The sequence below is a fragment of the Bacillus massiliigorillae genome, assembly GCF_000380245.2.
GTDB classification, from domain to species: domain Bacteria; phylum Bacillota; class Bacilli; order Bacillales; family DSM-1321; genus Bacillus_AD; species Bacillus_AD massiliigorillae.
The window spans coordinates 12,644-38,576 of record NZ_HG428743.1; the positions used below are offsets into that span (position 1 = coordinate 12,644).

The 25,933-nt window shown below is 37.5% G+C and carries 23 protein-coding genes; 8 read left to right on the plus strand and 15 right to left on the minus strand.

Annotation, left to right across the window (positions count from 1 at the left end; genetic code table 11):
- Positions 1-6: 6 nt before the first annotated feature.
- The 5 genes from TX86_RS18695 to TX86_RS18715 all read right to left on the minus strand — a co-directional run bounded on the left by TX86_RS18695 (position 7) and on the right by TX86_RS18715 (position 5,921).
- Positions 7-738, minus strand: coding sequence for an ABC transporter ATP-binding protein (locus tag TX86_RS18695; protein WP_042351258.1), 732 nt, complete (start codon positions 736-738; stop codon positions 7-9).
- Positions 731-2,221, minus strand: a complete 1,491-nt coding sequence (locus tag TX86_RS18700; RefSeq protein ID WP_042351660.1) for an ATP-binding cassette domain-containing protein — start codon at positions 2,219-2,221, stop codon at positions 731-733. Before TX86_RS18700 ends, TX86_RS18695 begins: the two co-directional genes overlap by 8 nt.
- Entirely contained in the window at positions 2,214-3,200 is a 987-nt protein-coding gene (locus TX86_RS18705; RefSeq protein ID WP_042351259.1) for an ABC transporter permease, read from the minus strand. Before TX86_RS18705 ends, TX86_RS18700 begins: the two co-directional genes overlap by 8 nt.
- On the minus strand, positions 3,200-4,777 hold the full coding sequence (locus tag TX86_RS18710) for an ABC transporter substrate-binding protein (RefSeq protein WP_154663169.1): 1,578 nt from the start codon (positions 4,775-4,777) through the stop codon (positions 3,200-3,202). Before TX86_RS18710 ends, TX86_RS18705 begins: the two co-directional genes overlap by 1 nt.
- A 259-nt stretch (positions 4,778-5,036) precedes the next feature.
- Positions 5,037-5,921: a LysR family transcriptional regulator gene (locus TX86_RS18715; protein ID WP_042351263.1), complete on the minus strand. Its 885-nt coding sequence runs from the start codon at positions 5,919-5,921 to the stop codon at positions 5,037-5,039.
- A gap of 272 nt (positions 5,922-6,193) precedes the next feature.
- On the opposite strand from TX86_RS18715, the gene TX86_RS18720 reads away from it, so the two are divergent.
- The 3 genes from TX86_RS18720 (at position 6,194) to TX86_RS18730 (ending at position 8,536) form a co-directional block, all read left to right on the plus strand.
- Positions 6,194-6,811: a chromate transporter gene (locus tag TX86_RS18720; protein ID WP_052343746.1), complete on the plus strand. Its 618-nt coding sequence runs from the start codon at positions 6,194-6,196 to the stop codon at positions 6,809-6,811.
- The gene (locus TX86_RS18725; protein ID WP_042351267.1) at positions 6,808-7,350 is read left to right on the plus strand and encodes a chromate transporter; all 543 of its coding nucleotides are present in this window, start codon (positions 6,808-6,810) and stop codon (positions 7,348-7,350) included. Before TX86_RS18720 ends, TX86_RS18725 begins: the two co-directional genes overlap by 4 nt.
- A 739-nt stretch (positions 7,351-8,089) precedes the next feature.
- Positions 8,090-8,536 carry a hypothetical protein gene (locus TX86_RS18730; RefSeq protein ID WP_042351270.1) on the plus strand — a complete coding sequence of 149 codons (447 nt, stop codon included), beginning with the start codon at positions 8,090-8,092 and terminating at the stop codon, positions 8,534-8,536.
- A gap of 65 nt (positions 8,537-8,601) precedes the next feature.
- On the opposite strand, the gene TX86_RS18735 is transcribed toward TX86_RS18730, so the two are convergent.
- The 3 genes from TX86_RS18735 to TX86_RS18745 form a co-directional block, all read right to left on the minus strand.
- Positions 8,602-10,227: an amidohydrolase gene (locus TX86_RS18735; protein ID WP_042351271.1), complete on the minus strand. Its 1,626-nt coding sequence runs from the start codon at positions 10,225-10,227 to the stop codon at positions 8,602-8,604.
- 16 nt (positions 10,228-10,243) lie between these two features.
- Positions 10,244-11,584 (minus strand): APC family permease, encoded by a 1,341-nt coding sequence (locus TX86_RS18740; protein WP_042351272.1) that lies wholly within the window; start codon positions 11,582-11,584, stop codon positions 10,244-10,246.
- 390 nt (positions 11,585-11,974) lie between these two features.
- Positions 11,975-12,532, minus strand: a complete 558-nt coding sequence (locus TX86_RS18745) for a TetR family transcriptional regulator C-terminal domain-containing protein (protein ID WP_042351274.1) — start codon at positions 12,530-12,532, stop codon at positions 11,975-11,977.
- 213 nt (positions 12,533-12,745) lie between these two features.
- Between TX86_RS18745 and qac the strand changes: the two genes are divergently transcribed.
- On the plus strand, positions 12,746-14,296 hold the full coding sequence (gene qac / locus TX86_RS18750) for a QacA/B family quaternary ammonium compound efflux MFS transporter (RefSeq protein WP_042351276.1): 1,551 nt from the start codon (positions 12,746-12,748) through the stop codon (positions 14,294-14,296).
- A gap of 189 nt (positions 14,297-14,485) precedes the next feature.
- On the opposite strand, the gene TX86_RS18755 is transcribed toward qac, so the two are convergent.
- The 7 genes from TX86_RS18755 to TX86_RS18785 all read right to left on the minus strand — a co-directional run bounded on the left by TX86_RS18755 (position 14,486) and on the right by TX86_RS18785 (position 21,976).
- Positions 14,486-15,109: an NAD(P)H-dependent oxidoreductase gene (locus tag TX86_RS18755; protein ID WP_042351277.1), complete on the minus strand. Its 624-nt coding sequence runs from the start codon at positions 15,107-15,109 to the stop codon at positions 14,486-14,488.
- 317 nt (positions 15,110-15,426) lie between these two features.
- The gene (locus TX86_RS18760) at positions 15,427-16,296 is read right to left on the minus strand and encodes a cation diffusion facilitator family transporter (RefSeq protein ID WP_042351278.1); all 870 of its coding nucleotides are present in this window, start codon (positions 16,294-16,296) and stop codon (positions 15,427-15,429) included.
- Between the two features lie 330 nt (positions 16,297-16,626).
- Complete coding sequence (locus TX86_RS18765; protein WP_042351280.1) at positions 16,627-16,944, minus strand: hypothetical protein; 318 nt, start codon at positions 16,942-16,944, stop codon at positions 16,627-16,629.
- Positions 16,945-17,210: 266 nt separating this feature from the next.
- Positions 17,211-18,302 (minus strand): autoinducer 2 ABC transporter substrate-binding protein LsrB, encoded by a 1,092-nt coding sequence (gene lsrB / locus TX86_RS18770; RefSeq protein ID WP_042351281.1) that lies wholly within the window; start codon positions 18,300-18,302, stop codon positions 17,211-17,213.
- 200 nt (positions 18,303-18,502) lie between these two features.
- Positions 18,503-19,456, minus strand: coding sequence for an ABC transporter permease subunit (locus TX86_RS18775; protein WP_042351662.1), 954 nt, complete (start codon positions 19,454-19,456; stop codon positions 18,503-18,505).
- Positions 19,440-20,459 carry an ABC transporter permease subunit gene (locus TX86_RS18780; protein ID WP_081707777.1) on the minus strand — a complete coding sequence of 340 codons (1,020 nt, stop codon included), beginning with the start codon at positions 20,457-20,459 and terminating at the stop codon, positions 19,440-19,442. The genes TX86_RS18775 and TX86_RS18780 overlap by 17 nt, the downstream gene beginning before the upstream one ends.
- A complete protein-coding gene (locus tag TX86_RS18785) occupies positions 20,456-21,976 on the minus strand; it encodes a sugar ABC transporter ATP-binding protein (RefSeq protein ID WP_042351283.1) in 1,521 nt (506 codons plus the stop codon). Before TX86_RS18785 ends, TX86_RS18780 begins: the two co-directional genes overlap by 4 nt.
- Before the next feature lie 227 nt (positions 21,977-22,203).
- Here TX86_RS18785 and TX86_RS18790 point away from each other — a divergent pair, with 227 nt between their 5' ends.
- Genes TX86_RS18790 through lsrF form a run of 4 tightly spaced genes read left to right on the plus strand, consistent with a single transcriptional unit; the run spans position 22,204 to position 25,918 of the window.
- Positions 22,204-23,163 carry a sugar-binding transcriptional regulator gene (locus tag TX86_RS18790; protein ID WP_081707756.1) on the plus strand — a complete coding sequence of 320 codons (960 nt, stop codon included), beginning with the start codon at positions 22,204-22,206 and terminating at the stop codon, positions 23,161-23,163.
- Between the two features lie 4 nt (positions 23,164-23,167).
- A complete protein-coding gene (lsrK, locus tag TX86_RS18795; RefSeq protein WP_042351287.1) occupies positions 23,168-24,727 on the plus strand; it encodes an autoinducer-2 kinase in 1,560 nt (519 codons plus the stop codon).
- A gap of 32 nt (positions 24,728-24,759) precedes the next feature.
- Positions 24,760-25,128, plus strand: a complete 369-nt coding sequence (locus TX86_RS18800; RefSeq protein ID WP_042351289.1) for a cupin domain-containing protein — start codon at positions 24,760-24,762, stop codon at positions 25,126-25,128.
- A 4-nt stretch (positions 25,129-25,132) separates the two neighbouring features.
- Positions 25,133-25,918 carry a 3-hydroxy-5-phosphonooxypentane-2,4-dione thiolase gene (lsrF, locus tag TX86_RS18805; RefSeq protein WP_042351290.1) on the plus strand — a complete coding sequence of 262 codons (786 nt, stop codon included), beginning with the start codon at positions 25,133-25,135 and terminating at the stop codon, positions 25,916-25,918.
- Positions 25,919-25,933: the final 15 nt, after the last annotated feature.

Genomic DNA, 25,933 nt, shown 5'->3' on the forward strand with positions numbered 1-25,933 from the left:
TATTTTTTACGCTTGCTTCACAAATAACTTCTGACGTCGTTCGAAATAGGCGCAAGCATCAATTAATTGTTTCGTATAAGCATGATTCGGATGATAAAGCACGTCGTGTGTCGGACGATTCTCTACGATGGTTCCTTTTTCAAGTACAAGCAAACGATTAGCAAACTGCTCTGTTGTCGTAATCCGATGAGTAATATATAAAATCGATAGCTTAAGATAACGTTGAAACTCCTTCAAAAGCTCGATAATGACCGCCTCTGTTTCTGGGTCTAAAGCTGAAGTAATTTCATCAGCTATAAGCAAATTTGGCTGACATGTTAATGCACGGATAATAGCTGCTCGTTGTTTTTGACCACCTGAACATTCATTTGGTTTTCGCGTTAACAATTCCTTTGGAAGTTCAGCTTGATCCATTAGCTTATGAATATTTGCCAAAGCTTCCGCCTTAGGTACTTTGCGGAGTAGTAATGGTTCTAATAAGCTCTCCTGCATGGTTAAATACGGATTGAAAGACCGTTCGGGATTTTGGTAAATATATTGGCAGTTGCGTTTCTGTTCCCATATAAGCTCGCCTTCCGTTGGCTGCTGGAGACCGATGATGAGTTCTGCAAGTGTTGACTTTCCTGAGCCAGATTCTCCGATTAAGCCAACGATCTCATTGCTTCCAATCGTAAAATCAATATGATTCAGCACTTGCTGGCTTCCAAATTGCTTCGAAATATTTTGTAATTTAAGCATAGGCTGTGGCTTCCTCCTTCAGCATGTGGTTGTCAATCCGAAACGTTCGGTTCGAAATGGCATAGGCAACATCTAAATCATGTGTGATAAAAATTAAACTAACTTCAGAACGATGTACTTTATCCTCCAATAACTGTACGATTTCTTTTTTCAAAATAGGATCTAATGCACTCGTGCATTCGTCTGCTATTACAACATCTGGTTCGTTTACAAAAGCAAGAGCAATCATTGCTCGACTCAGCATGCCTCCCGAACATTCAAACGGATATTTCTCTAAAACATGTCCTGGTAATGAAACTTGTTCCACCGCATGCTTCGCTTCTTCTTCCGTGACACCCATTTCCATGAATTGCTCCTTCAACGTTAATAATGGATTGAAGGCTGCACGGGCATCTTGGTAAATGAATGAACATGTACGCCAATAATGTTCTTGGCTAAACTGACTGTTTCGAACTGAAACGGCGTTATACCTTACATCACCTGTCCATTGATGTGCGGGTAAAAGACCATACATTGCTCGTGCCAATGTCGTTTTTCCAGAGCCCGAAGGACCAATGATGCTCACAATTTCACCAGGTTTCACGCGAAACGATACATTTTTCACCACTTGTTGCTGATTAAATGAGACTGTTACATCCTTACAACATAAGCCGTCTACTGGTTCATTTTCTTGCTTCACCACTTCTATTGGCTTGGCTTTCTTTCGTTTCATCGATCTTTCCTCCATCAGAAAGGCTAGACTAATAGTCGTAATGATAAGCATAAGAACAGGAGGAAGAACGATCCATATCCATGCATTGCTTAAATAAATGGATGGCTCTGAAAAGGCAGCGTTTAACATACTTCCCCAAGAAACAAAGTTTGGATCTCCTAACCCTAAAAACGCTAGACCTGACTCGGTTAAAATAGCTGTACGAAACGAAAGAATGAACTTTGCTTTCATAAATGGTGTTATATGTGGCAGTAGATGCTTCCGTAACACATACAATGGACTTCCACCAAACATCGTAGCTGTTTTTACAAATTCACGTTCCTTCAAAGACAGTACAGCCGAACGGATGAGCCTCATGTAACCAGGCCAAGATAGCAAGCTTAAGACGACAACTAGTTGAACCATCCCACCACCTGTAAAGGAAATAAACAATAGGATTAAAAGCAAACTAGGCAAAACGAGCAAAACATTAGCAACACCATTAATAAGGCGATCTAGCCAAGGAATATATCCTGCCAGCAATCCCAATATGACGCTCAGTGCCGTACTGAAACAAGCTACTAATAAACCAATTAATAAACTAGTACGTGTTCCTGCCAACAGTTGAGACCAAACGTCTTGTCCAAGCTTATTCGTTCCAAGCCAATGCTCAAAAGACAGTGAAAGATAGGAGCCACTCTCAAAGGTAAAAGGATCATGCATTGATAAGAAGGGAGAAAATACTGCCATCCCGATAATCATCAACAGTACGACCAACGGCCATCTATACATGTTTTTCAATGACATTCCCTCCTTTTATACGCGGATCTAGTTTCGGATATAAATAATCGGCTAGCATATTCACGAATAAGATGATGCTTGAAAATATAAAGAATAAGCCGTGCATCAGTGGATAATCACGCGATAAAATCGCTTCTTGCAATAACTTTCCGATTCCTGGATAAGAAAACAGCGTCTCAATGAAAATCGCACCAGTAAAAAGTAAGCCAATACGAATCATTAGCAACGTAAACACAGCCAGCAAGGCATTTTTAGCCGTATGACGATATAGTAAACGTCTTCGATTAAGCCCTTTCATTTTGGCAAACTCCATGTATGGAGATGCTAATACCCGAATTGATTCATTTCGCACAAGCAAATACACGCTCGATATATTCACGATTGTCAATGTCAGCACCGGTAAAAAGCCATGCCACACTTTATCCTTCAACTCTTCAAACCAGCTAGCATCACTCATAAATGGTGTCGATGCTCCACTTAACGGAAAAATCGCACCATATACGGCAAACACGAGCAAAAAGACAATACCTAAAAGAAATTCGGGAATCGAACCGATGGCTAGCATTGTCACCATGAAATGACGATCGCCACGCTTTCCATGAAGCCAGGCAGACAATAGCCCAATCGTGATTCCAATAACAAACGACAACACCACAGACATTCCAACAATTGAGACCGTATAAGAAAAATGCTCAAGAACTAAATCCGTAACAGCTGTCTTATGAGAAAAAGATGTACCGAAATCAAATGTCACGATACCTTTTACGTAATGTACAAACTGTTCCCCTAATGATTGATTCAACCCATAATATTCAATCATTGATTCTTTTTGAGCTTCAGTCAGCATTGGTCCACTGTCCTGACCCTCAATAAATTCAACAGGTCCCCCCGGCATAAGCCGAGGTAGAAAGAAATTTAACAATAATAAGACGATAAACACTGTCCCGTATAAAGAGAATAATCGTTTCATTACTGTATAAACGCCGCCTTGTTATCCCATAAAGGTATACCATCCGAAATACCACCATACGTATTAAACCAACCATCAAAGTCAGATGCTTTGTAGATGAAATAGAATGGACGGTGGTAAAGCACTAATGTCGGTAATTCATCTGCCAAAATATCCTGCATTTTATCGATTGTAGCCTTACGCTCTGTTTCATTTGTCTGGGTTAGTTGTAAATTAGCTAATTCTTTAAACTGCTTATTATCAAAGACGCTTTTACCAGCCAATGAATTACTAGCTTGTCCTGAGAACCATAGACGTAGGAAGTCTGGGTCACCACTTAAGCCAATATGCCCAGTAATCGCCATATCAAAATTGCCTTCAGACATAACTGTTGAAAAGGCTGCTGAATCAACAGACTGTATTGTCAGGTCAATGCCAACCTTCGCAAGCATTACCTTCATTAACTCTGCTTCTTGAGAAGTAGAAGAAACAAGTACGCGTAACTTCAAGCCATCACGAACACCTTTTGTGTTTTTGTTGTAGCCTAGCTCATCAAGTAATGCATTTGCTTTGTCGGTAGAATACTCATATTGCTTCACGTTTGTGTTATACCATGGTGAATCCAAAGGAATTACACCTGCATTTCCTACCATCGGTTCATTAGAGCCTGTTAGTTTCTCTGAAACTTGTGCACGGTCTAACGCATAACCGATTGCTTGACGAAGTCGTTTATCCTTCAGTTGTTCATGATTCAAGTTAAACACTGTACGTACTGCACTACCTGTTGGGTCTGCTTTAATTACATCAAAGCCTTGTTGTTTCATTTGTTCCACTTCTTTGTAATTAAATGTCATACCTGCTGAGATTTCGTTGTTTTGTAAAGATAAAACTTTATTTTCAACGGCTAAGTAATGGACTTCATCAACATTTACTTTGCCTTTGAAGTAGTGGTCATTTTTTACAAATCGATAATTTCCGGCTGCCTTGTCATACTCAGCTAATGTAAATGGACCTGAGCCAATTAACGCTTGATTTTCTTGATACTCAACAGGATTCTTTACATTCTCCCAAATATGCTTTGGAATGATTGGTAAAATCCCTGCAATTTCTGTGATGAATGGTGAAAATGGTTCTTCTAAATGAATTTTCACTTCTGTGTCGCTCACTTTTTCAGCTGATTTAACCTTTGTCATATCAGCATTCCACGGGAAAACATGCTCCTTGAAATACGTATATGAGAAGACCACATCATCAGCTGTAAGTGGTTTACCGTCATAGAATTTCACGTCTTTTTCTAAATTAAATGTATATGTTAACTGATCATCCGATAGTGTCCAATCTGTAGCTAGCCACGGAATTACACCTTTTTCATCCTTCCATGTCAATGTATCGAATAGAAATGAATTTCGTAAATATCCCCCTGGTCCACTCGTCGTAAATGTAAATGGCGAAATGAAACCACTGTCTTGCCAAGCAATCTTTACAATTTTTTTCGCTTTTTCATTTCCTGCCTCTTTCGTAGATGATTCGTCACTGCTAGAGCAACCCACCAATAATATAGCGAAAAGTAAGCATAATACCCCTAATAATTTCCTCATAGCCTTCATTCCCTCACTCGTAAATATTTTTTGACAATTACAAATATAAACCTTTTGAGAATGATTATCAATATCATTTGTGAAAAAACTATAAAAAATTTAGAATCGTCGTTTTTACTCTTAATTCACTAACCAACCTCTTCCAAAAACATCTATTTAGTATTCTTTTAAACTGTTCCATAGAAAAAGAGTATGATCTAAACGACCATACTCCGAATATAATTCATACTATTACAAACGTTTGCAAACTACAAAAATATCATGATTGATATGCTTTCACATATTCAAAAAAATCACGTACCACCTTTTTTGTAAACCTTTGTGTTTTCTTCACAATCCATAAATTTCGTGTTATGTTCACTTCATTTATCGATATTTCTCGCAATCTCCCTGATGCCAACTCACTTAATACCGTTAGTTTTGGTAAAATACTTACGCCTAAATCTGCTTCTACCGCACTTTTTATCGCTTGTGTACTTCCAATTTCCATGAAATTATTCAGCTTAGACAATATACCGTTTTCTCTTAAAGCCTCTTCGACAATCTGCCTCGTTCCCGAATTAGCTTCTCTCCAAATCATTCTTTCATTTTCCAATTCATCAATCGATATAGCATTTTTCCATGGATGGTCTGTTGAACAAACAAGAATGAGTTCATCTTCTGCTAATTTTTCAACAGTGAAATCGGAGTGTTGGACAATCCCTTCCACAAAAGCTATATCTATTAAATCATTTGCTAAATCTTCTAATATACTTGGTGTGTTTTTAATAGAGAGTTTGGCATTCAGCTCCGCATTTTGTTTTTTAAACCTGCCTAATACATTAGGTAAGTAGTACTCTCCTAATGTAAATGAAGCTCCTACTCGTAATGTTTCATTGTATTTACCTATTGCTTGATTAACAGCTTCTTGTGATTGATTAAACTCATTTACAATCGTTTTCGCATAAGAATAGAGTAGTTCTCCTATTTTCGTAACTGTTAATTTATTATTTGTCCGATCAAACAGCAATGCCCCATATACATCCTCTAAATGATGAATATGCCTTGTAACAGCAGGCTGTGTCATGTAATTTAACCTCGCTGCCTGACTAATACTGCCTTCTTCTACAACTAAACAAAAAAGTTTAAGATGTTCGATATTCAAACATACCCCTCCATGATAATACCTCTTATACTACCATTCATATTAATCTAACTATTCTTATTTTAGTATAAAGCGAAACTTTGCTTGGTGGGGATTTTCTTTGCATTCATTGAACCAATCGGGTTCTTATTAGCGCTTAAACGAGATAAGCATACTCTGGTATAACGATTTGTTATACCCTATGTTACATCGGCAATTTACCAGTATTATCTATTCTGATAACGTAATATAACAAGAGGAACTTATTACTTTATTTGAAAAGAGGGAGCAGGATGTATCGACAATGGAAGCAATTATGGGATATATTTTTCGTGTTTTTTAAAATCGGACCAACTACTTTTGGTGGTGGGTTTGCGATGATTCCTATTATTGAGAAAGAAATTGTAGAAAAACGCAAATGGCTCTCTAAAGAGGAAATCACGGATATGTTTGCATTGTCTCAGTCCATTCCTGGTGCAATCGGTGTGAATGTTGCAACATTCATTGGCCAAAGAGTAAATGGGCTAAAAGGTGCCTTAGCCGCCATGATAGGTATTTCCTTCCCTACTTTTTTCATTGTTTTATTATTAGGCCTCGCATACTTTTCTATGGCGGACAATCAATTGTTAGAAGCTGCCTTTATTTCGATCCGGGCTACGATAGTCGCACTGATCGCTTATGCAGCTATTAATATAGTGAAAACGGCTGCCGTAGATAAAATGACAGTCGTTCTCATGCTCATAGGGATTCCTGCACTTTTTTTCCTTCACCCTATTTTGGTTTTATTATGTGGAGCAATTGTAGGTGTATATTCCACCTATGTGAAACGTAGAAGAATGCTCCAATCAAATAAAAGCAATCTACCTACTTCCACTGATGACAAATCAATAAAGCGAGTGAAAGGACTATGATTCTTTTGGATTTGTTTATTACATTCGTCTATATCGGGTTAGTTTCATTTGGTGGAGGGTACGCTATCATTCCTGTTATTCAACAAGAAGTGCTCAAACATAAATGGATGACAGCTCAACAATTTACAGATATGATTGCTATTTCAGGCATGTCACCCGGCCCTATCGCTACTAATAGCGCTATTTTAGTAGGTTATAATACGGAAGGTTTACTAGGAGCAACTATAGCTGTCATTGGGATGATTCTTCCTTCTCTGTTCTTAGTTGTTCTTGTCGCTACATTTTTTATGAAATTTCATCATAAGCCTATAGTGAAATCGATTTTTTATGGTTTACGCCCTATTGTTGCTAGTTTAGTTATCTACGCAGCTTTGAGCTTTGCCCATACGAACCACCTACTAAACCTTACATTCTCGTGGTATACGCTCAGTTTATGGATCATCTTTGGACTATCATTTATTGCTTTAATTAAATTTCGTTGGTCACCTTTGTATGTGATATTACTTTCGGGGCTGGTTGGGGTTGTACTTTATTCGTAGTACGTGACTTATATAGAAGAAAAGCGTAAGCGCCCTGCTAAGCTCCGTATGTGCTGGAGCTCTCCAACCGAGATAAAGGAAACACGAAGAGCCGATAGGCGATTCGATGTTGACTTATCGTAGGGAGGATGGCGAAGCACACTAGGAGCTGGGAGCTTGCGCTAGACAACAAAAAAGAAGAAAACAACGTTTCTTCGTGGTAAGGTTGTTTCCTTCTTTTATTACATCATACTCCACAGATGTTAGATATCTTATGCTGTTTAATAGGCATCCAAATGCTTGAAAGTACCTACTTAAAAGCTCGTCCATTTAGTTACGGTTTTAGCAGACAGACTAGTCCGAACTTTTTAAGTGTTTTTTAACTTACGAATATATGATTCAGATATTCCTAGTAATGTAGCTAGTTTTCAATTTGATAATTTGGGGTGACGCTTCATCGCCTCCTGTAATTGCCATAGCTTAGTGATTTTCATTCTTAAGGCTGATTAGATGATGCAACGGAAATACCTCATAGCAATAGTTATCAATTTTATTTCAATATAATTTAATCCTTTCCTTGTTTTTATAACTCCATCATTACAATTTATCAATCATTCATCCTCTTAAGGATTCATTACTTACACCTATAACCAAAATATTACGAAAATACCGTCTAAATGGAAAAAAGTGAAGATACCACAAATAATAACAATACTGATAAAATAATTATATTAAAAAATTATTTATTTAGGAGTAAACGATGATTGAAAAAATGATTCTATGTAAACATCCCAAGGAACAAAATGCACCTTCTAACCTCTTATGTAGTGCTGTTCTTATTTTTAAAGAAGGGCACCCACTCGTTTATGCCTATTGCGACATCCTAATAGAAAATGAAGATATCCACATCCAGTCACACGGATGGGGTATTGCTACCGAAAGCATGATCAAAAAAATACAGATGTATGTACGAAATAAAATAGATGCGATTGAAACAGGTAAAATCCCAACTTTTGCTGAAGCATGTAAACGAAGAGATACCCTTCTTCGTAAACAAGGTCGTTATTTCGAAGAGGAAATAAAACATGTAGAAATCACAGAAGAAGAACAAGAAATATTACATACGTCTCATGTTGAATTAGAGGCGATGAAAGCTCAAGTTCGTAAAGAAATGCAAGAGCTTATCAAAAAGGTGAATGGCGAATAGATTTATAATCTTTGTTTCAAGCAAAGAAACCCCACTTCAAGCTAAGCTGGAGTGGGGCTTTTCATTTAGATAGAAACTACCTTATCTTGCTCATATACTTTTTGGCCATCCATCACTGTTACAGCCACTTTTGTTTGTAAAATTTCTTCTGCAGGAACAGTGAAGAGATTGCGATCTAAAATAATAATATCTGCTAGTTTGCCAGTTTCGATTGTACCTAGTTCATTTTCACGGAAAACACTATAGGCAGATCCTACTGTGTATGCTCGTAACGCTTCTGCTAGTGTTACTTTTTCTTGTTCATTCCACGTATCTTCTAACGTAATATCCTTACGCGTAACAGCATGATATAGTTCTAGCATTGGTTCTAAAGGAACAATTGGATAATCACTGCTATACGAAACTTTTGCTCCAGATCGAAGCAATGTAGCATTCGGATAAATATAAGCATATTTCTCTTGGCTTACACGTGTTGTATGACTTTCCCTTGGCATCAACGCCATGTGGAATGGTTGAATGGATGGCATAACACCCAATTCCTCAAAACGAGGAATATCTTCTGGCGCAATGACTTCAATATGTTCTAAGGCATGTCTAGAATCACGTACACCATTTTCTTTCTGTGCTTTTTCATATAAATCTAAGCCTAAACGAACGGCTCCGTCACCGATTGTATGGAAACGTATTTGGAAGCCTTCCTGATCAGCTTCTAAAACCCATTTTTCTAATTTCTCAACTGTATAAGCAAGCTCACCTTTTGTTTCTGGTTGATCAACATACGGGTCAAGCATATATGCTGTATAGCCCGTCACAACTCCATCAATAAACTGCTTTAAACCAGCTAATTGAAGCTTGCCCGAGTTATATAAAGCACGTTGTTCTTTCGCTTTTTCAATATCACCGTTCAATGGTGGATACAAATGAAAACGAGTTGTTAGTTTATTCATTTCATCAAATTCTTTGTAAACACTGTAGGCTTCTAGCTTTTCATGTGCGCGACTCGCATATAAATCATTGACTGATGTTACCCCTAGAGCTGCTGCGTGATCAAGAAATTGACTAACCATTTCACTCAGCTGTTCTTTTGAAAAGTCATAGGCATAATCTGTCACTAATGAAATAGCCGTTTCAATCAGAATACCTGATGGTTCTCCTTCATTATCCTTATAAATAATTCCGTAATCAGGGTTTTCCGTATCTCTTGTAATTCCTGACACCTCAAGAGCCTTTGAATTAACCCATCCATAATGCCCTTCTGCATGCAGCAGTATAACTGGACGATTCTCTAATACCTCATCTAATAAATAACGAGTTGGAAAATTTTTTTCTCCCCAAGCTGTATGGTCCCATCCTGTTCCAATAATCCACTCGGCATCTTGATGTGCTTCTGCGTACTCGCTTACTCTCTGCACAGCTTCTTGAGAAGATTTTACATCTACTAAAGAAACACAATAATGGCTAAATAAACTACCTAACATAATATGCAAATGGGCATCATGAAAGCCCGGCATAACAAGACGATCACCTGCAGAGATTACTTCCGTTTCAGGTGAAATGTAATCTTGTATTTCAGCTTCATTCGCAACATGAATAATTTTATTGTCTTTAATAGCAATTGCCAATGCTTCTGGTTGATCTTGTAAGCCAGTAAAAACGGCGTTTCCTTTAATAATCAAGTCTGCTTTTGTCATTCTGATTCTCTCCCTTTTACTGTTCAATTGTTAAATCCATTTGTGGTGGTCTTTGTTTTAACCCTTTTGTTAAAAACAATAAATAAATCAAACCACACACAAACCAAATACTTCCTAGAATTTTAGAATGTGAATCTAAATTTATAAGCAACCATATATCTAAAACAGCTCCAATAAGAGGAATGATTAAATATAAAAGTGTTCCTTTAACAGATCGTTCTTTCTTTCTAACGTAAAAATATGAAATAACGGATATGTTTACACACGTAAAAGCAAGAAATGCGCCAAAATTGATAAAAGAAGCTACTAAACCTAAGCTCAACACTAATGAAAGTAAGGCAAAGGCACTAATTAACAAAATATTATTTACTGGAGTATTCGTCTTTGCATGTAATGTACCGAAAAACTTCTTCGGTAATTGTCCATCGCGCCCCATTACATATAGAACACGAGATGCACTTGCCTGTGATGACATTGCAGAGCCAAAAGCCGTAACAGCATATACAGCTAAGAAGAAAGAGGCAAATGTCTTTCCACCAACCATTTTAATAATTTCATGAGCTGCTGAATCGGGATTCGCAAATGTGCTGTAATCTGGCCAAACACTATGTGCAAAATAAGCTACTACTATGAAGATAAACCCACCTGTTAGGGTAATGATGTACACGGCACGAGGAATTGTTTTCTTTGGTTCAATCGTTTCTTCCGCAAATGTTGTTGCTGTATCAAAGCCAAGGAATGAAAAACATAAAAGTGCGGCTCCAGATACTATAAATGAGAAGGGCTGTTCAGGGTTGTAGAAAGCATCGAAGTTGAAGAAACTGCCTGTCCCAGTTCCTGCTGAGATTTCTTTTATACAAAAACCAATAAAGATACAAATAAACGCTAAAGTAAAAATCGTAATGAGGGTATTAGCCTGAGATGCGAGTTTAACACCTTTAATATTAATAATCGTAACAAGCGTTAACATTCCAAGAATCCATACATAGCCTGGAATAGAAGGAAATGCTGCAGAGAAGAAAATACTAAATAACAAATAGTTTACAAGAGGAATAAACAAATAATCCATTAAGATTGCCCAACCAACTAAGAAGCCAATATAAGGATTAAGGGCTTGTTGCGTATAGGCATAAGCTGAACCAGCTGAAGGAATGACTTTTGCCATTTGCCCATAACTATAAGCAGTAAATAACATCACTACTAAGGCTAGCAAGTAGGCTCCCGGTACCATACCATGTGATAATTCAGCAGCAATACCATATGTACTAAATACCGTTGCCAGTGCCATAAATGAAAATCCAAATAAAACGACGGGTAACAAAGTTAACGTAGGCTTCATTTCTTTTTGTTTCGACATAAATTTCCTCCTTTTACAAGTTAATAAAGTTATTAACTATCTTGCAAAAAATGTGCCATTTTGTAGAATACTCCACAAAACCTCCATTAATAGTGCGTTTTTATTCACATATGTAATGATAGAAAAAAACAGATGTATTCAGTTATGAATAAAATATGCAAGGATGAATTCTCCCGCAAAACTCTGATAAATGTTGATTTTTATATAAAAATTAAGGGAACCTCGATGAATGAGGTTCCCTGTTCATGACATAAACAAAAAAAACTGTCAAAATGACAGCTTAATCTTCTGCTAATGCATATGTTCGTACAATCTAAGTTGCATTATCTTTTGATGCCAAAGGATGATGTTCAATGCCCTTTATGTAAAGATAATCTTAGGTACGTTGTTTCATTCAACGCCTTTTAAAAATATTTGAGAAAAGCGCTCCATAAGCTCCATTCTCTTTTTCTTATCAACCTTTGGATTAAAAGTAATAATTCCATTGACTGTTGCAGCTGCAATCTGACCAGCAGATTCAATATCTTCAATTTGCCATTCATTTTCTCTATTTCCAGCACTAAAAATATCATAGTACATGTCCACATATCGCTGTTCGAATTCTTTTATTTTTTCCTCAATATGTTTTGATTCATGTTCTCTAGCATAAAATTCAAGAATTGCTGTTTGCAAAGGATAGTAGGCATCCATTTTAATGGATAATTCGTTAAATAAATAAAACTTTTCTCTATTGCTCTGACATTTTTTCTCTTCCTCATGCCATCTTTCAAACCATTTTTCATCTTCAATATTTATAATTTCTAAAAAGAGATTTTCTTTTGTTTTAAAATGATAATATAGATTCCCTTTACTGCTGCCAGAATATTTCACAATATCCCCAGTTGTAGTAGCATTATAACCATTTTTAATAAATAGTTCTTTTGCCACCTTTAGTATCTTTTCTCTCAAATTTTTCACTCCTACTGTGAAGAAATTTTCATTGTTATTCATTATAGCATAAACAATAACTATTCGTTTCTATGGCTTATCATACTGCTTATCCATTTAAATTCAAAAAAACCCACGCAATTTTCACTTGAATAAACTATTTTTATAAGATATACTCCTCCCATAGACCGTACGGTCGGTCTATAAAATATGATTAAAAAGGAGAGAAATTAGATGGCTTCATTTTTTTCGAAAACGTCAGATATGATGACAGCTAAGCAGAGATGGACTGCTTTGATTGTTCTTGCAGCTAGCTTATTCGTTGTTATGATGGATATGACTATTCTTATTATGGCTTTACCTGACCTTGTGAGGGATTTAAATCCCACTTCTACTCAACAGTTATGGATTGTTGATATCTATTCACTCATTTTAGCTGGTTTTATTATTCCTATGAGTGCTCTAGCCGATAAATGGGGACGTAAAAAGGCTTTATTAACTGGCTTTGCTCTATTCGGCTTAGTATCTTTACTCATATTTTTTGCCGAAAGTGCATCCTATGTAATCGCTATTCGATTTCTTCTCGGATTTGCTGGCGCTCTAATCATGCCAACGACACTTTCTATGATTCGTGTAATCTTTGAAAATCCTAAAGAAAGAGCAACAGCACTGGCTGTATGGTCGATTGTTTCTTCTGTGGGTACTGTATTTGGTCCAATTATCGGAGGAGCTTTACTTGAAGAGTTTTCATGGCATTCAGCCTTTTTAATTAATGTTCCATTCGCTTTACTGGCTGTAGTTGCTGGTCTATTCTTATTACCTGAATCACGCGTATCAAAATCACAAGCTCATAGCTGGGATATACCGTCTACTTTTTTATCAGTCGCAGGTATGATTGCACTTGTTTGGAGCATTAAAGAATTTTCAAAAGAAGGGCTTTCTGAATTAACACCGTGGATTGTTATTGTAGCTGCCTTCGTTATGCTCATATTGTTTGTAAGACGTAATTTAACAAGCTCTAAGCCAATGCTTGATGTGAGGCTATTTAATAGTCGTCCTTTCTCAGCTGGTACAATTGCGGCACTGATGACCATGTTTGCAATGGCTTCTGTCATCTTATTAGTCGCCCAATGGTTACAAGTGGTTGAAGGACTTTCACCATTTAAAGCAGGATTCTATCTGTTACCAATGGCAGTAGGAGCAATGGTTTTCGCTCCATTAGCTCCGGGATTAGCAGCACGTCTAGGCGCAAAAATTGTACTACCAATTGGAATTGCAATTGCAGCTATTGGCATGTTCATTATGTATTTCTTTGGACATCCGTTAACATATCCAACCTTAGCTGTAGCACTAATATTAGTCGGAGCTGGTACTGCTTCGTTAGCTGTTGCTTCTGCTCTCATAATGTTGGAAACGCCAACGGAAAAAGCAGGAAATGCTGCTGCAATTGAAGAATCCATGTATGATCTTGGCAACGTGTTTGGTGTAGCTGTTCTTGGGAGTCTTGCATCACAGCTTTATCGCTCCTATTTAGATATTGAAGCATTTTCATCCAATGGAATTGTTGGTGAATTAGCTCATATAGCTAACGAATCCGTTGTAGGTGCTATTGAGGTTGCTAAGATAACGGGCTTTACTAAGCTTGCTACTGAAGCTACTGCTGCGTTTAATGACTCTTTTGTAACAACAGCCTTAATAGGTGGAATTATAATGATGATAGTAGCAGTCATTGTCTTCATTCTAATTCCTAAATCGCTTGATATTACGAAGCAAAATCATCACTAACAAATAGCTCTTTTGCAAAATCAAGTATTTCACTGTCAAACAGTTGTCTGCGATATCGAGTCCAAAATGATAATGCATCAAGAACACCGGATGGTTATTACTATCTAATTTCATTGATAGAGCCAGTCCTCTTAATGAAAAGAAAAGAGAATGAATGGATTTTCCCTTCATTCTCTTTCTATTAAGATATTAAGCTAAGTTATGAATAGATGCTCTCACTCGTTCTAAACCTTCACCAATAATCTCTTCTGCTTTTAAAGGGTTAGCATTATGCCCTTCAATAATAACTTCATCGGCTAATGTCATACCAAATACACCTACTGTAGTATTTCTAACATAGTTTGCAGCCATTTCTAATGGTTTCATTTCAGGTGTTGAATATACGCCACCACTTGCACATAAGATAACTACTTTTTTCCCTTCCAGTAGACCTACTAATTGACCTTGCTCATTATACTTGAATGAGAAGCCTACTTCGGAAATGTAGTCAAAGAAAGTGTGCAATCTAGCAGGGATTGTTAAGTTCCAAAGTGGAAAAGCAAACACAACTACATCTGCCCCAGAAACAGCATCTTTAGCTTTTTGCTTTGCAGTAAGTAACCGTGATTCTACATCTAATAGCTCTTCCCCATTTTGCAATTTACCAATTGCATCGAAAAGCTCTTGACCTAAATAAGGCATTTCTTCTTCGAACACATCATATATAGAGACATTTAGATTCGCTACTTTTGATACTTCATCTATGTAAGTATCGAACATTTTTGTTGAAATTCCATCAGGGCGATTATTTGCTTTAACGACTAATACATTCATTCTCGTAACCTCTTTGTTGTAAAATTAATTATCTAATGTTATTCCACTGATAATAGTTATCATTTTAATAAGACTTTCAATAAAATTCAATTAATATTCATTGGTACTAGTTGAAAAAACTAGGGGATGTATTTCCTTTAATACGTCCAATCACCATTAGTGCGGAGTCACGAGTTGGGATTGGACATCTACCTAGTGTTGCAATTCTTATTGAACTAAACTGTTCTGTTTGTAGAATAAGAAAAGGCTGCTAATATGCAGCCTTTTTCGTTTATATGAATACTAGATATAAAATTAAAAATCTAACTTCTTTATAATTAATTAGGCTCAACATGAACATGAACCTCATATACACCATGTTCTCTCATCATTATACCTTCAACGTTATTAGCAATATCATGTGCTTCAGTTATTCCTAGTTTTGAGTTAACTAGGATAACGACATCAATCACTTCATTATTGCCGTAGTTTCTGCCTCTAATTTCTTTTATTCCTTTAACTCCATCTAACTTAGCAATAACACCTTTATATTCTTGAAGGATGTTTTCATCAAACCCATCTGTAAGTTCATGAGAAGCATTTTTGAAAATGTCCCAAGCAGTTTTACAAATTAAAAATCCAACAATCAATGCTGTGACAGTATCTAGCCAAGCCATATTTAGCTGAGAACCAAGAATACCAACTGCTGTACCAATACTTACCCAAGCATCAGAAAGATTGTCTTTCGCAGCTGCCATTACTGCTTTACTATTAATCTTCTCTGCTAAGTTCTTATTATAACGATATACAAAATACATAACTAAAGCTGAACCTAATCCGACATATGCTGCAAGAATATCAGGTGATTCTTTATCTCCTTGGAACATTGAAAGAATAGCATCTCCTAATACTTGAATTCCTACTGCCATCATAATAAACGAAGCAACCATAGATGCTATTGTTTCACTTTTCCAATGTCCATACTTGTGGTCATGATCTGCTGGCTTTTGAGCCATTTTAAGTCCAATAAGAACGGCAATTGAGGCAATAATATCTGTAGTATTATTTAAACCATCAGCTTGTAACGCTTCTGAACCACTTGTGTAACCAATTACTAGTTTAAGTATTGATAAAATAATATAAGCTACAATACTAATGATGGCTCCACGTTCACCTAATTTGAGGTTATCATACTTTTCTTGTTCCATTGCTGCTTACCCCTTCCTCGAGTTCCTATTAATAGTAACAACTCAAGTACGAGTGGGTCTACAGCAACCTTTTTGCTTGTCTTTACATATTTAAGAGGCATATAAAAAAGTTGCCTATGCGAAAAAAAGTAAGCTATAGCCTAAATATAAAAACCTTACTTCTATCCATTTTTTTGAACTATTCTGCACCGTTTGTAGAATAACAAAAAAGCCGTCTAAATGACAGCCCAGTATTTCTGCTAATACACTTGATTGTTTAAGTGTAATTATTCACAACCTCTAGATAATTTCTCCTTTATCCCAGCCATTGATTATTGTAAGCTATTATCCCTAAATTAAATCGAATGTATTATGGAACATCTTTCTACAATCATATATTTTAGATAAGTACGGAATAACAACGTTGTGCCATTCATTATGTAAACCACCTTCACTCAAATATTTTTCAGAAGTAAATAAATAAACAGCTAAGAATTTAAAAGTCTTATCATCTAAAACAGATACTTTAAATGTTGGATTATCCGTATAAAGATCCGTGAATTCATCAAGTCCGATTAAGACGCCACCTCCCTCACCTACATCTTTATCAATATCTTTTTGAACCAATAATGTTTCGGTTACCCTTTCTAAAATCACTTCTTTAATCATGTGAATCCCCCTATCAAATCTATCAGCCAATGCCTCTATAAATATTGTATAGGGTTTACATACAATATCCAACATATTCCCTCTCTAATATAATTTATAAGTCCTTTGCTACTTAAAAGTGAAACAAATGAATTTCTCCTTCATTCCACACCCTATGTACATTACGTTATTTTCGTTATCATAAAAAATATCCCTACTTAATATTGCTTTTAGTAGGGATATTCTTCCTTAATCAAATACTTTTTTATCAATTACACTTCCTATCTCTAAAAATCGTAATTATCAATATTATCCTTCGTAAACACAACTCGTTCTGGCAATAGAATAATGCCACTATCCTCGGCTGTGTAATCATAGCCTTGAATTGTATTTGGCTCTATTTTCACCTTACCGATATTTGGCACTTCAAACTCATCGCCCACTTTTAATTCTTTGCCTTCTACCGTCATTAAATACGCTACATATGCCGCAAGAGCGCCTTGTTTTTTCACATCCCACAGACCGAATTGTTTCACTGTATCTCGCTTTACATAATCTCTCATTACATTAGGTGTTGAAAAGCCTGTAATGACAACATTGCCAGCTTTCTTTAAGTTTTCGGCAGCTTGCGCCATGGCTGGAAGAGCTGTCGCATCTGGAGCAATAACCGCATCAATATCTGGGTATGTTTTTAGAATATTTTCTCCAACAGATAACGATTTTTGCGCATCGTTTTCACCGTATTGTGTCGTGACGATTTGCCAGCCCGGATATGTTTTAGCAATGATTTCTTTTGCCTTTGTAACCCATTGATTTTGGTCCGTTACAGTAGGGCTTGAATAGAAGAAGGCGACCTTGCCTTTATCGCCAATTTGGTCATACGTCATCTTGATTAACATTTCAGCCAGTTGGTCAGGTGTGCCTTGATTGATATAGAATGATCTGTCTTTCGGATTCACGTCTGAATCCCATGTAAGGATCTTAACACCACGCGCTTTAGCTCTTTTAAGTGCTTGGCTAAGACCGTCCGTTGAAACAGAAGAAATCATTAACGCTTTATAACCTTGATTTGTAAAATTATTGATGAATTGTACCTGCCCAGAGACTGAAGCTTCTGTTGGTCCGTCGTATTTCAGCTCGACGCCTAATGAGTCAGCCATTTCTTTTGCCCCTTGACCTCCAGAGGTAAAGAAGCCTACTCCTGTTAGCTTTGGTATAAATGCCAGTTTTACATCCTTTGCCTTGTTTTCTACCTTTTCTTTGCCCGAATCTTTACTCTTTGAATCGGATGAACTAGATTGCTTATCACTACAGCCCAGTAATGTTCCTATTATTAATAAGAAAATCACACAAACAGATAATAATCGTTTTCTACTCATAACAATACCTCCCCTTATTTGTTCGCTAATGACTTGCGATTTTTAAATAAAGTAGTCACTTTATCCCGTTCAAACTGGTGCTAAGACTCCCACTTCATCAAGGAAGTGAAAGCACATAGACTAGTAAGTGGGAGATCAAGCACCAGTAATAACCCGATTGGTTCAACTAATAATCGGTGTGGGATGAAGGCCCCCACCGATTAAAGTTTCACTTTATGCCAATTAAAATTTCTTAATAACACGGCAATAATGAGCAATGAACCTATTACAACACTTGTTTGCTGGCTGGACATGCCGACCATTTGTAAGCCATATTGCATCATACCAATAACAATGCTTGCGATTGCTGTCCCGAGAATGCTTCCTCTCCCTCCCAAAATACTTGTTCCACCTAACACAACAGCTGTAATAACAGGCAAAATAGCTTCTGCTCCTAGATCTGAACGTGCCGAGCTAAAATAGGATGTTAGTAAAACACCACTAATACTTCCTCCAATCCCTGATAAAATATATGTGCTCATCACAATCCATTTTGTGCGTATACCTGAATAGTTAGCTGCTTTTATATTAATCCCCACTAAAAACACGTTACGCCCATAACGCGTCAAGTGAAGTAAAACACCGAATAGGATGATACAAATCACAATAAACCAAACGGGATTAGGAATGCCAAGCCAGCTCCCATTCGCAATCTCGACAAAGGAATCCGGAAAGCCACTAATTCCCTCATACCCCGAAGCACTAGCTCCTCCCGATAAAATAAGTGCAATGCCGGAAAATAAAAACATCGTCCCTAATGTAATAATTAATGGCTGCACATCCGTCAATGCCGCAAGCAATCCATTTAAAAGCCCTGCAACTGCCGCAGCTAGTATCGTGATGATAATTGCTACATATAAATTGACGCCATTCATCCAGAGCACACCTAAAAGAATAGAAGACAGTCCCATGACAGAACCAATGGAAACATCAATCCCACCCGTCACAATCACAAACGTCATCGGAATAGCCGCCAGCGCAATATACGCATAATCATTCATACTGTAAAGGAGATTATTGACATCGATGAAACCAGGAGATAGTTGACCAAAAACGATGATTTCAACGAATAAAAAGAGAAATAAGAACAATTCCCACTTAACGAACCACTTGATCTTCTTTGTCATGGTCATTCTCTCCCTTCTTCAAAACTGATTTTCCATACGTTCGTTTGAACGATTTACTAAATAAATAGCTTTTAAATTTCGAATCACCAACAACAATTAGAAGTAATAGAAAACCAGATATCGCATCATTCCAGTATGCTGGTATTTTAAGATAAATCAGTGAGTTGCTTATAATAGTGAAAAAAATAGCCCCTAAACTAGCGCCTACTACACTCCCTAGACCTCCCGTTAAACTCACGCCACCTAAGACAGCTGCTGCAATCACTTGCAGTTCGATGCCACTTCCAGTTTGATTCGGCACAAAGCCGATGTTCATAACAAAGATAAGACCAGCAATTGAAGCAGAAAGCCCAGAAAAAATAAACGCTAGTAATTTTACTTGAAAGACAGGTAATCCTACTGATTTAGCGCCATCTTCATTATCTCCAACAGCAAAAAAATAACGTCCAAATTTCATTCTACTAAGAAATACATGTGCGATGATCACTAAACCAATGACCATCCACACGGGAAATGTCACGCCAAGAAACTCCATACTTGAATACTTCTTATAAAAATTCGGAATGTCCTCAATCCACATACCTTCCGTATAAATCAGCATAATCCCACGAATAATACCTAGCGTTCCTAACGTCATAATAATAGAAGGGACGCGGAATAAAGAAACACCGATTCCATTCACAAAGCCTGTTGCTATGCCAACAAATAATACAATAAACACCGTCAACACCACATTCATGCCACTCGTTAACAGCACACCACATACAGCTGCACTTAGCCCCATAATAGAACCAACAGAAACGTCAATATTTGATGTAAATAACACAAATGACTGACCAACAGCCATAATCAAGAGTATCGTACTTGCCTTCACCATAAGTGAAATCGTATCACCCGATACAAAATTGCTATTAATTGAGCCAATCACGATGAAGAATAGCACCATCAATAGAACGATAGATAGTTCACGCGTCTTAAGAAGTCGGGTCAAGAATGCCAATTGTATCCCCCCCCTTTTTTCACTCCGAAAGCTGATGACGTGATATTTTCAATGGTGACTTCCTCGTTTTGTAAAACATTTACAATTCTTCCTTCATGCATGACAAGCACTCGATCACTCAGTTTTTGAATTTCTTCCATATCTGAAGAAATCAATAAAACAGCTAAACCCTGCCTTTTTAGCTTTCGAATGATACGATAAATATCGTTGCGTGCACTGGCATCAATTCCACGGGTAGGTTCATCTAATATGATGACCTTGGGCGTAGTAGCTAAATATTTAGAGAGCACGACTTTTTGTTGGTTACCACCTGATAAGTCCTTTAACTCTTGACTCATATGTGTGGCCTTTACTTTTAATTCAGAGATATAGTGTAAGGAAAGTTCTTTTTCACGTTTAATTGGGAGGAATAAACCCTTTAACTTATATAGGATGATAGAGGATATATTATTTTTAATAGAAGTAATCGGAAAAATACCATGGGAAAGGCGGTCTTCCGGCACATACACAAGACCATGATTCATTCTTTGCCGACTATTTAACGCATTCATTTCTTTATCATCTAAAAAAATCTTTCCGGCTTCAACAGGCTCCATTCCTGAAATTGCTTCAACTAATTCTGTTCGCCCAGCACCCACAACACCCGCAATACCAACAATTTCTCCCGAATAAATATCAAAGGAAATATCGTGAAAATGCTTGTTACCTAATTTCACAACTTGAAGAGTCAACTTTTTCGGCATATGACTCACTTCTGCTTCTTCAATATCTTCGGATAAAGTGGTTTCTATCCGTACATGCTCCGAAACTAAGCCTTGAACTAGCTTCTCATAATTAAACTCCGACACTGGTCCTGATGCAGAGATATGTCCGTCCCTCAAGACTGAAACAGAATCAGCCAAAATGAAAATTTCTGAGAATCGATGCGTAATATAGAAAATTCCTATGCCTTCATTCCTGAGCTGTTTAATGGTCGCAAATAATGATTCAATTTCACCAAATGTTAACGCGGAAGTTGGTTCATCCAAGATCAGTATTTCTGCTTCTCTCACTAAACCTCTCACCACTTCAACTAATTGCTTTTCGGCTACAGCTAAAAGATGCGCCTTTCTTTGTAGGTCGAGCTTCCAACCTAACCGATTCAAAATGCGATAAATCTTCTTTCGCACATCCAGTTTCGAGCCAGGTAAACCCATGCTAATATTCTCTTCCACACTCATATTCGGAAATATAAGTGGTTCTTGAGGAACGAGATAAATACCGTTCCGATGTGCATCATACGTATTTCGAAAGGTCACTGGATGACCTTTCACCTTGACCGCACCTCGATCAGCCTTGTATAAGCCAGTAATAATCTTCATCAATGTCGATTTTCCGGCTCCATTCCCTCCGACAAGCGCATGCACTTCACCATTTTGAAGCGTAAGACTTACATCGTCTAATACGGTGTTACCTTCAAATTCTTTATGCAAATTTTGAATTTCAAGCAAATATTCCACTTTACTCATTATTTAACCACCTTATTAATGAATATAAGCGCTTTCAAAATAAGAATAAGTAATCATTTGTTTAATACAGGATTTTATGTTTACACATTCGCATTTAGAATATTTATCCCACTTATAATTCATCCTCTTTTTTCGTCAATATATCCTCCAAAAAATTATCGAATGAACACAAAGTAGATGCATATACTCTTTTTATAATTCACAAAAATTTATGTACCGGACAAAAGTTGAAAGGTAGATATAACATGAACAATGATATCTATACAGAAAATGTCTTAATCAAAGTGGCTTGGTACTACTACAAAGAAAATCTCACTCAAAACGAAATCGCCGAGATTCTAGGATTATCTAGAAATAAAGTAGTCCGCCTACTCGATAAAGCACGAGCAGATGGAATCGTTCAATTTCATATTCAAGGAACGGGAAGCAACTGTTTAGAAATTGAACAAGATTTGAAGAAAAAGTATAAGTTACCCCATGCTTTTATCATTCCAACGCCTATAAACCCTACCGATTTAAGCCATTCCTTAGCAAAAGCTGCCGCACAATACATCCAAAGTAAAACCGAACAACATGATTTATTAGGTTTCGGCTGGGGTAAAGCTGTATCCGATACGATTGACCAACTTTCCTTTGACACCGACCGTCCTATTTCCATGGTCACTTTAACGGGAGGCGTTAATTATTACTTACCCACTAGTAGTATCGGGCATGGTGGTATAGGGAAGTTTCACAAAATCCATATCATCCCTACACCTTTTTTAGCATCCTCTGAAGAAATGGCAAGTAAGTTTTTAAGCGAGCCTTCCGTTAAAGAAATTTTAGATCTCGCCAAGCTAACCAAATATATCATTGTAGGAATTGGGGGAATCTCCCCTGAAGCAACCATTATAGTAGAAGAAAAACTCACCATTCATGAGCTTACGCATATTAAACAACAGCACGCTGTAGGTGATATTTTAGGACAGTTTTTCAATAAAGACGGAGAAATATTGGAATTACCACATCATTCACGATTAATTGGTACAGAACTTTCCTTATTAAAAGAATTACAAAATGTTATTGCCGTTGCTGGAGGAGAAAACAAAATCACAGCCATATATGGAGCTTTAAAAGGAAAATACGTGCAAACACTGATTACCGATGAAGCAACCGCAAAATCTTTACTGGAGATGGAGGTTGACTAGAATCATGTCATATTTGCTGGCATTTGATGCAGGAACAGGTAGTGTTCGAGCCGTTCTATTTGATACAAAAGGCACTCAAATAGGGGTTGCACAGAAAGAATGGATACATGTAGCCGATGAAAAGCACCCTGGTTCAATGGATTTCGACTATACCGAGAACTGGCAACTCATCTTATCGTGTGTCGAACAGCTTTTACAGAAAACCAATATAGACCCAAAAGATATTAAAGCCATTAGCGCAACCAGTATGCGTGAAGGCTTTGTGCTCTACGATAAGAAAGGTCAGGAAATATGGGCGTGTGCCAATGTAGATGCTAGAGCAACCGAGGAAGTGAAATATTTAAAAACGCTAGATGCTGATATAGAAAAGAAAATATATCACTTATCTGGTCAAACTTTTGCTTTAGGTGCCCTTCCCCGTCTACTTTGGTTAAAGAATCATAAACCTGACATTTACAAACAAGCTACTTCACTTACGATGATTAATGATTGGATATTGTATAAACTATCAGGCCAGCTACAAGTGGACCCTTCTAATGGTTGTACAACAGGTATTTTTGATGTAAAGACGCGCCAATGGAAAACAGAAATTGCCGACATATGTGGCATCAAAACAAACTTATTCCCAGCTGTTAACGAAGCTGGAACCATTCTAGGAAACGTTACGGAAAATGTTTCCCGTGAAACAAATTTATCACAAGCAACAGTAGTCGTTTCGGGAGGCGGAGATGCCCAAATGGCCACTGTCGGTGTTGGAGCGATTCATGCCAATCAAACCGTCATCTCAGGCGGGTCCTTTTGGCAACAAACCATCAACATCCAAGAACCTCTGACAGACGCCGATGGACACTTACGAATTAATTGCCATGCCGTACCGAATGTATGGCAAATTGAAACAATCGCCTTTAATCCAGGGCTTGCTATGAGATGGTTTCGAGATGCATTCTGCCAACTTGAACAAACAGAAGCAATTCTATCTGGAAGAGATGTATATGAGCTTCTCGAAGAACAAGCAAAAGATGTTCCTATTGGCTCGCATGGCATCATTCCCATTTTCTCTGATACGATGAACTATATGTCATGGCGACACGCCGCACCTTCCTTCATTAACCTTAGCCTAGATCCTCTAAAATCCGGAAAAAAAGAACTGTTTAAATCCCTCCAAGAAAACGCTACTTTAATCACACTAGGAAACCTCCAACTTATTAAAGAAAAAATCGGATTCTATCCATCAGAAGTTATCTTTGCTGGTGGTGCATCGAAAGGAAAGCTATGGAGTCAAACATTGGCTGATGTATTAGGGGTAACCGTTAAAATTCCGATAGTCAAAGAAGCTGCAGCGCTTGGCACGGCTCTCTATGCAGGCGTAGGTGCAGGGCTTTACCCAACTATTCAGGAAGGCGTTCAATCCATCATCGAGTGGGATCGTATTCACATCCCCAATATGGAGAATCATCAAAAGTATCAAGACATCTATCAAACTTGGAAACAAGTATACAAAGAGCAATTGAAATTAGCAGATGCTGGACTCACCACACATATGTGGAAAGCGCCCGGACTCTAAAATTGATGCTTCATTTGGAAAGGAGATAATAGATGAAAAAAGTACATGAAAGTGATTTTGAATACCGATTTGGAGACAACGGACCAAAATATTTAACGAAAGGGCCTAATATTGATTTAGGCATCGTTGTTTTAAAGCCTGGTCAAGATTTTCAAAATCACTACCACACAACTTGTGAAGAAGTATTTTATATTCTCGAAGGAAACATAGACTTCTATATAAATAATCAACGATACCCCGTACAACCAGGCGATATGATTCAATGCAGTCCCGGTGATTCTCATTACCTCATTAATACATCGACTGCACCATTTAAAGCCGTCTTTATCAAATCACCGCATATCGGAGTCAATGATTCCGTCGCTATTGATGCACCGATTATTACTAAAGGAGTGGAGTAAGAATATGAGTTGGGGTTTAAAAAATCGATTAAATAAAATTCTTCCAAACGGGAGAGCTGTCATGCTAGCGATTGATCATGGTTATTTTCTAGGGCCGATAACAGGATTAGAAAAACCAGAAAGGACAGTAAGGGAATTACTACCTTATACAGATTCCCTGTATTTAACGCGTGGCGTACTATCCTCTTCCATCCCAGATACAACCGAAACACCAATGGTCCTGCGCGTATCAGGCGGCCCAACGGTTGTTGGAAAAGATTTATCGAACGAAACTCTAGTTACAACAGTAAAAGAAGCAATAAGGCACAACGTTATAGGTGTTGGTGTTTCTGTCTTTATTGGCTCTGATTACGAAACGCAAACCGTTACAAACTTAGCTCATTTAGTAACCGAAGCACATGATTATGGTTTACCTGTCCTAGGAATTACTGCGGTTGGTAAGGAATTAGAAAAAAGAGACGCTCGGTTCCTTTCTCTCGCTTCACGCGTGGTAGCTGAAATGGGAGCCGACATTGTAAAAACCTATTATTGCGAGGATTTTGAAAAAGTCACTAGAACTTGTCCTGCACCTATTGTCATTGCTGGCGGACCAAAATTCGATACGATTGAGCAGGCACTAGAACTCACATACAATGCCATACAACAAGGAGCAGCCGGAGTCGATATGGGTCGCAACATTTGGCAGTCCTCCCATCCAACCGCCATGATAAAAGCCATCCATGCGATTGTCAAAAGACATTTCTCATTGAAGGAAGCTGTGGAGTTGTACAAAGAAGAACAAAACAAATAAAAAAATCCACCTCAT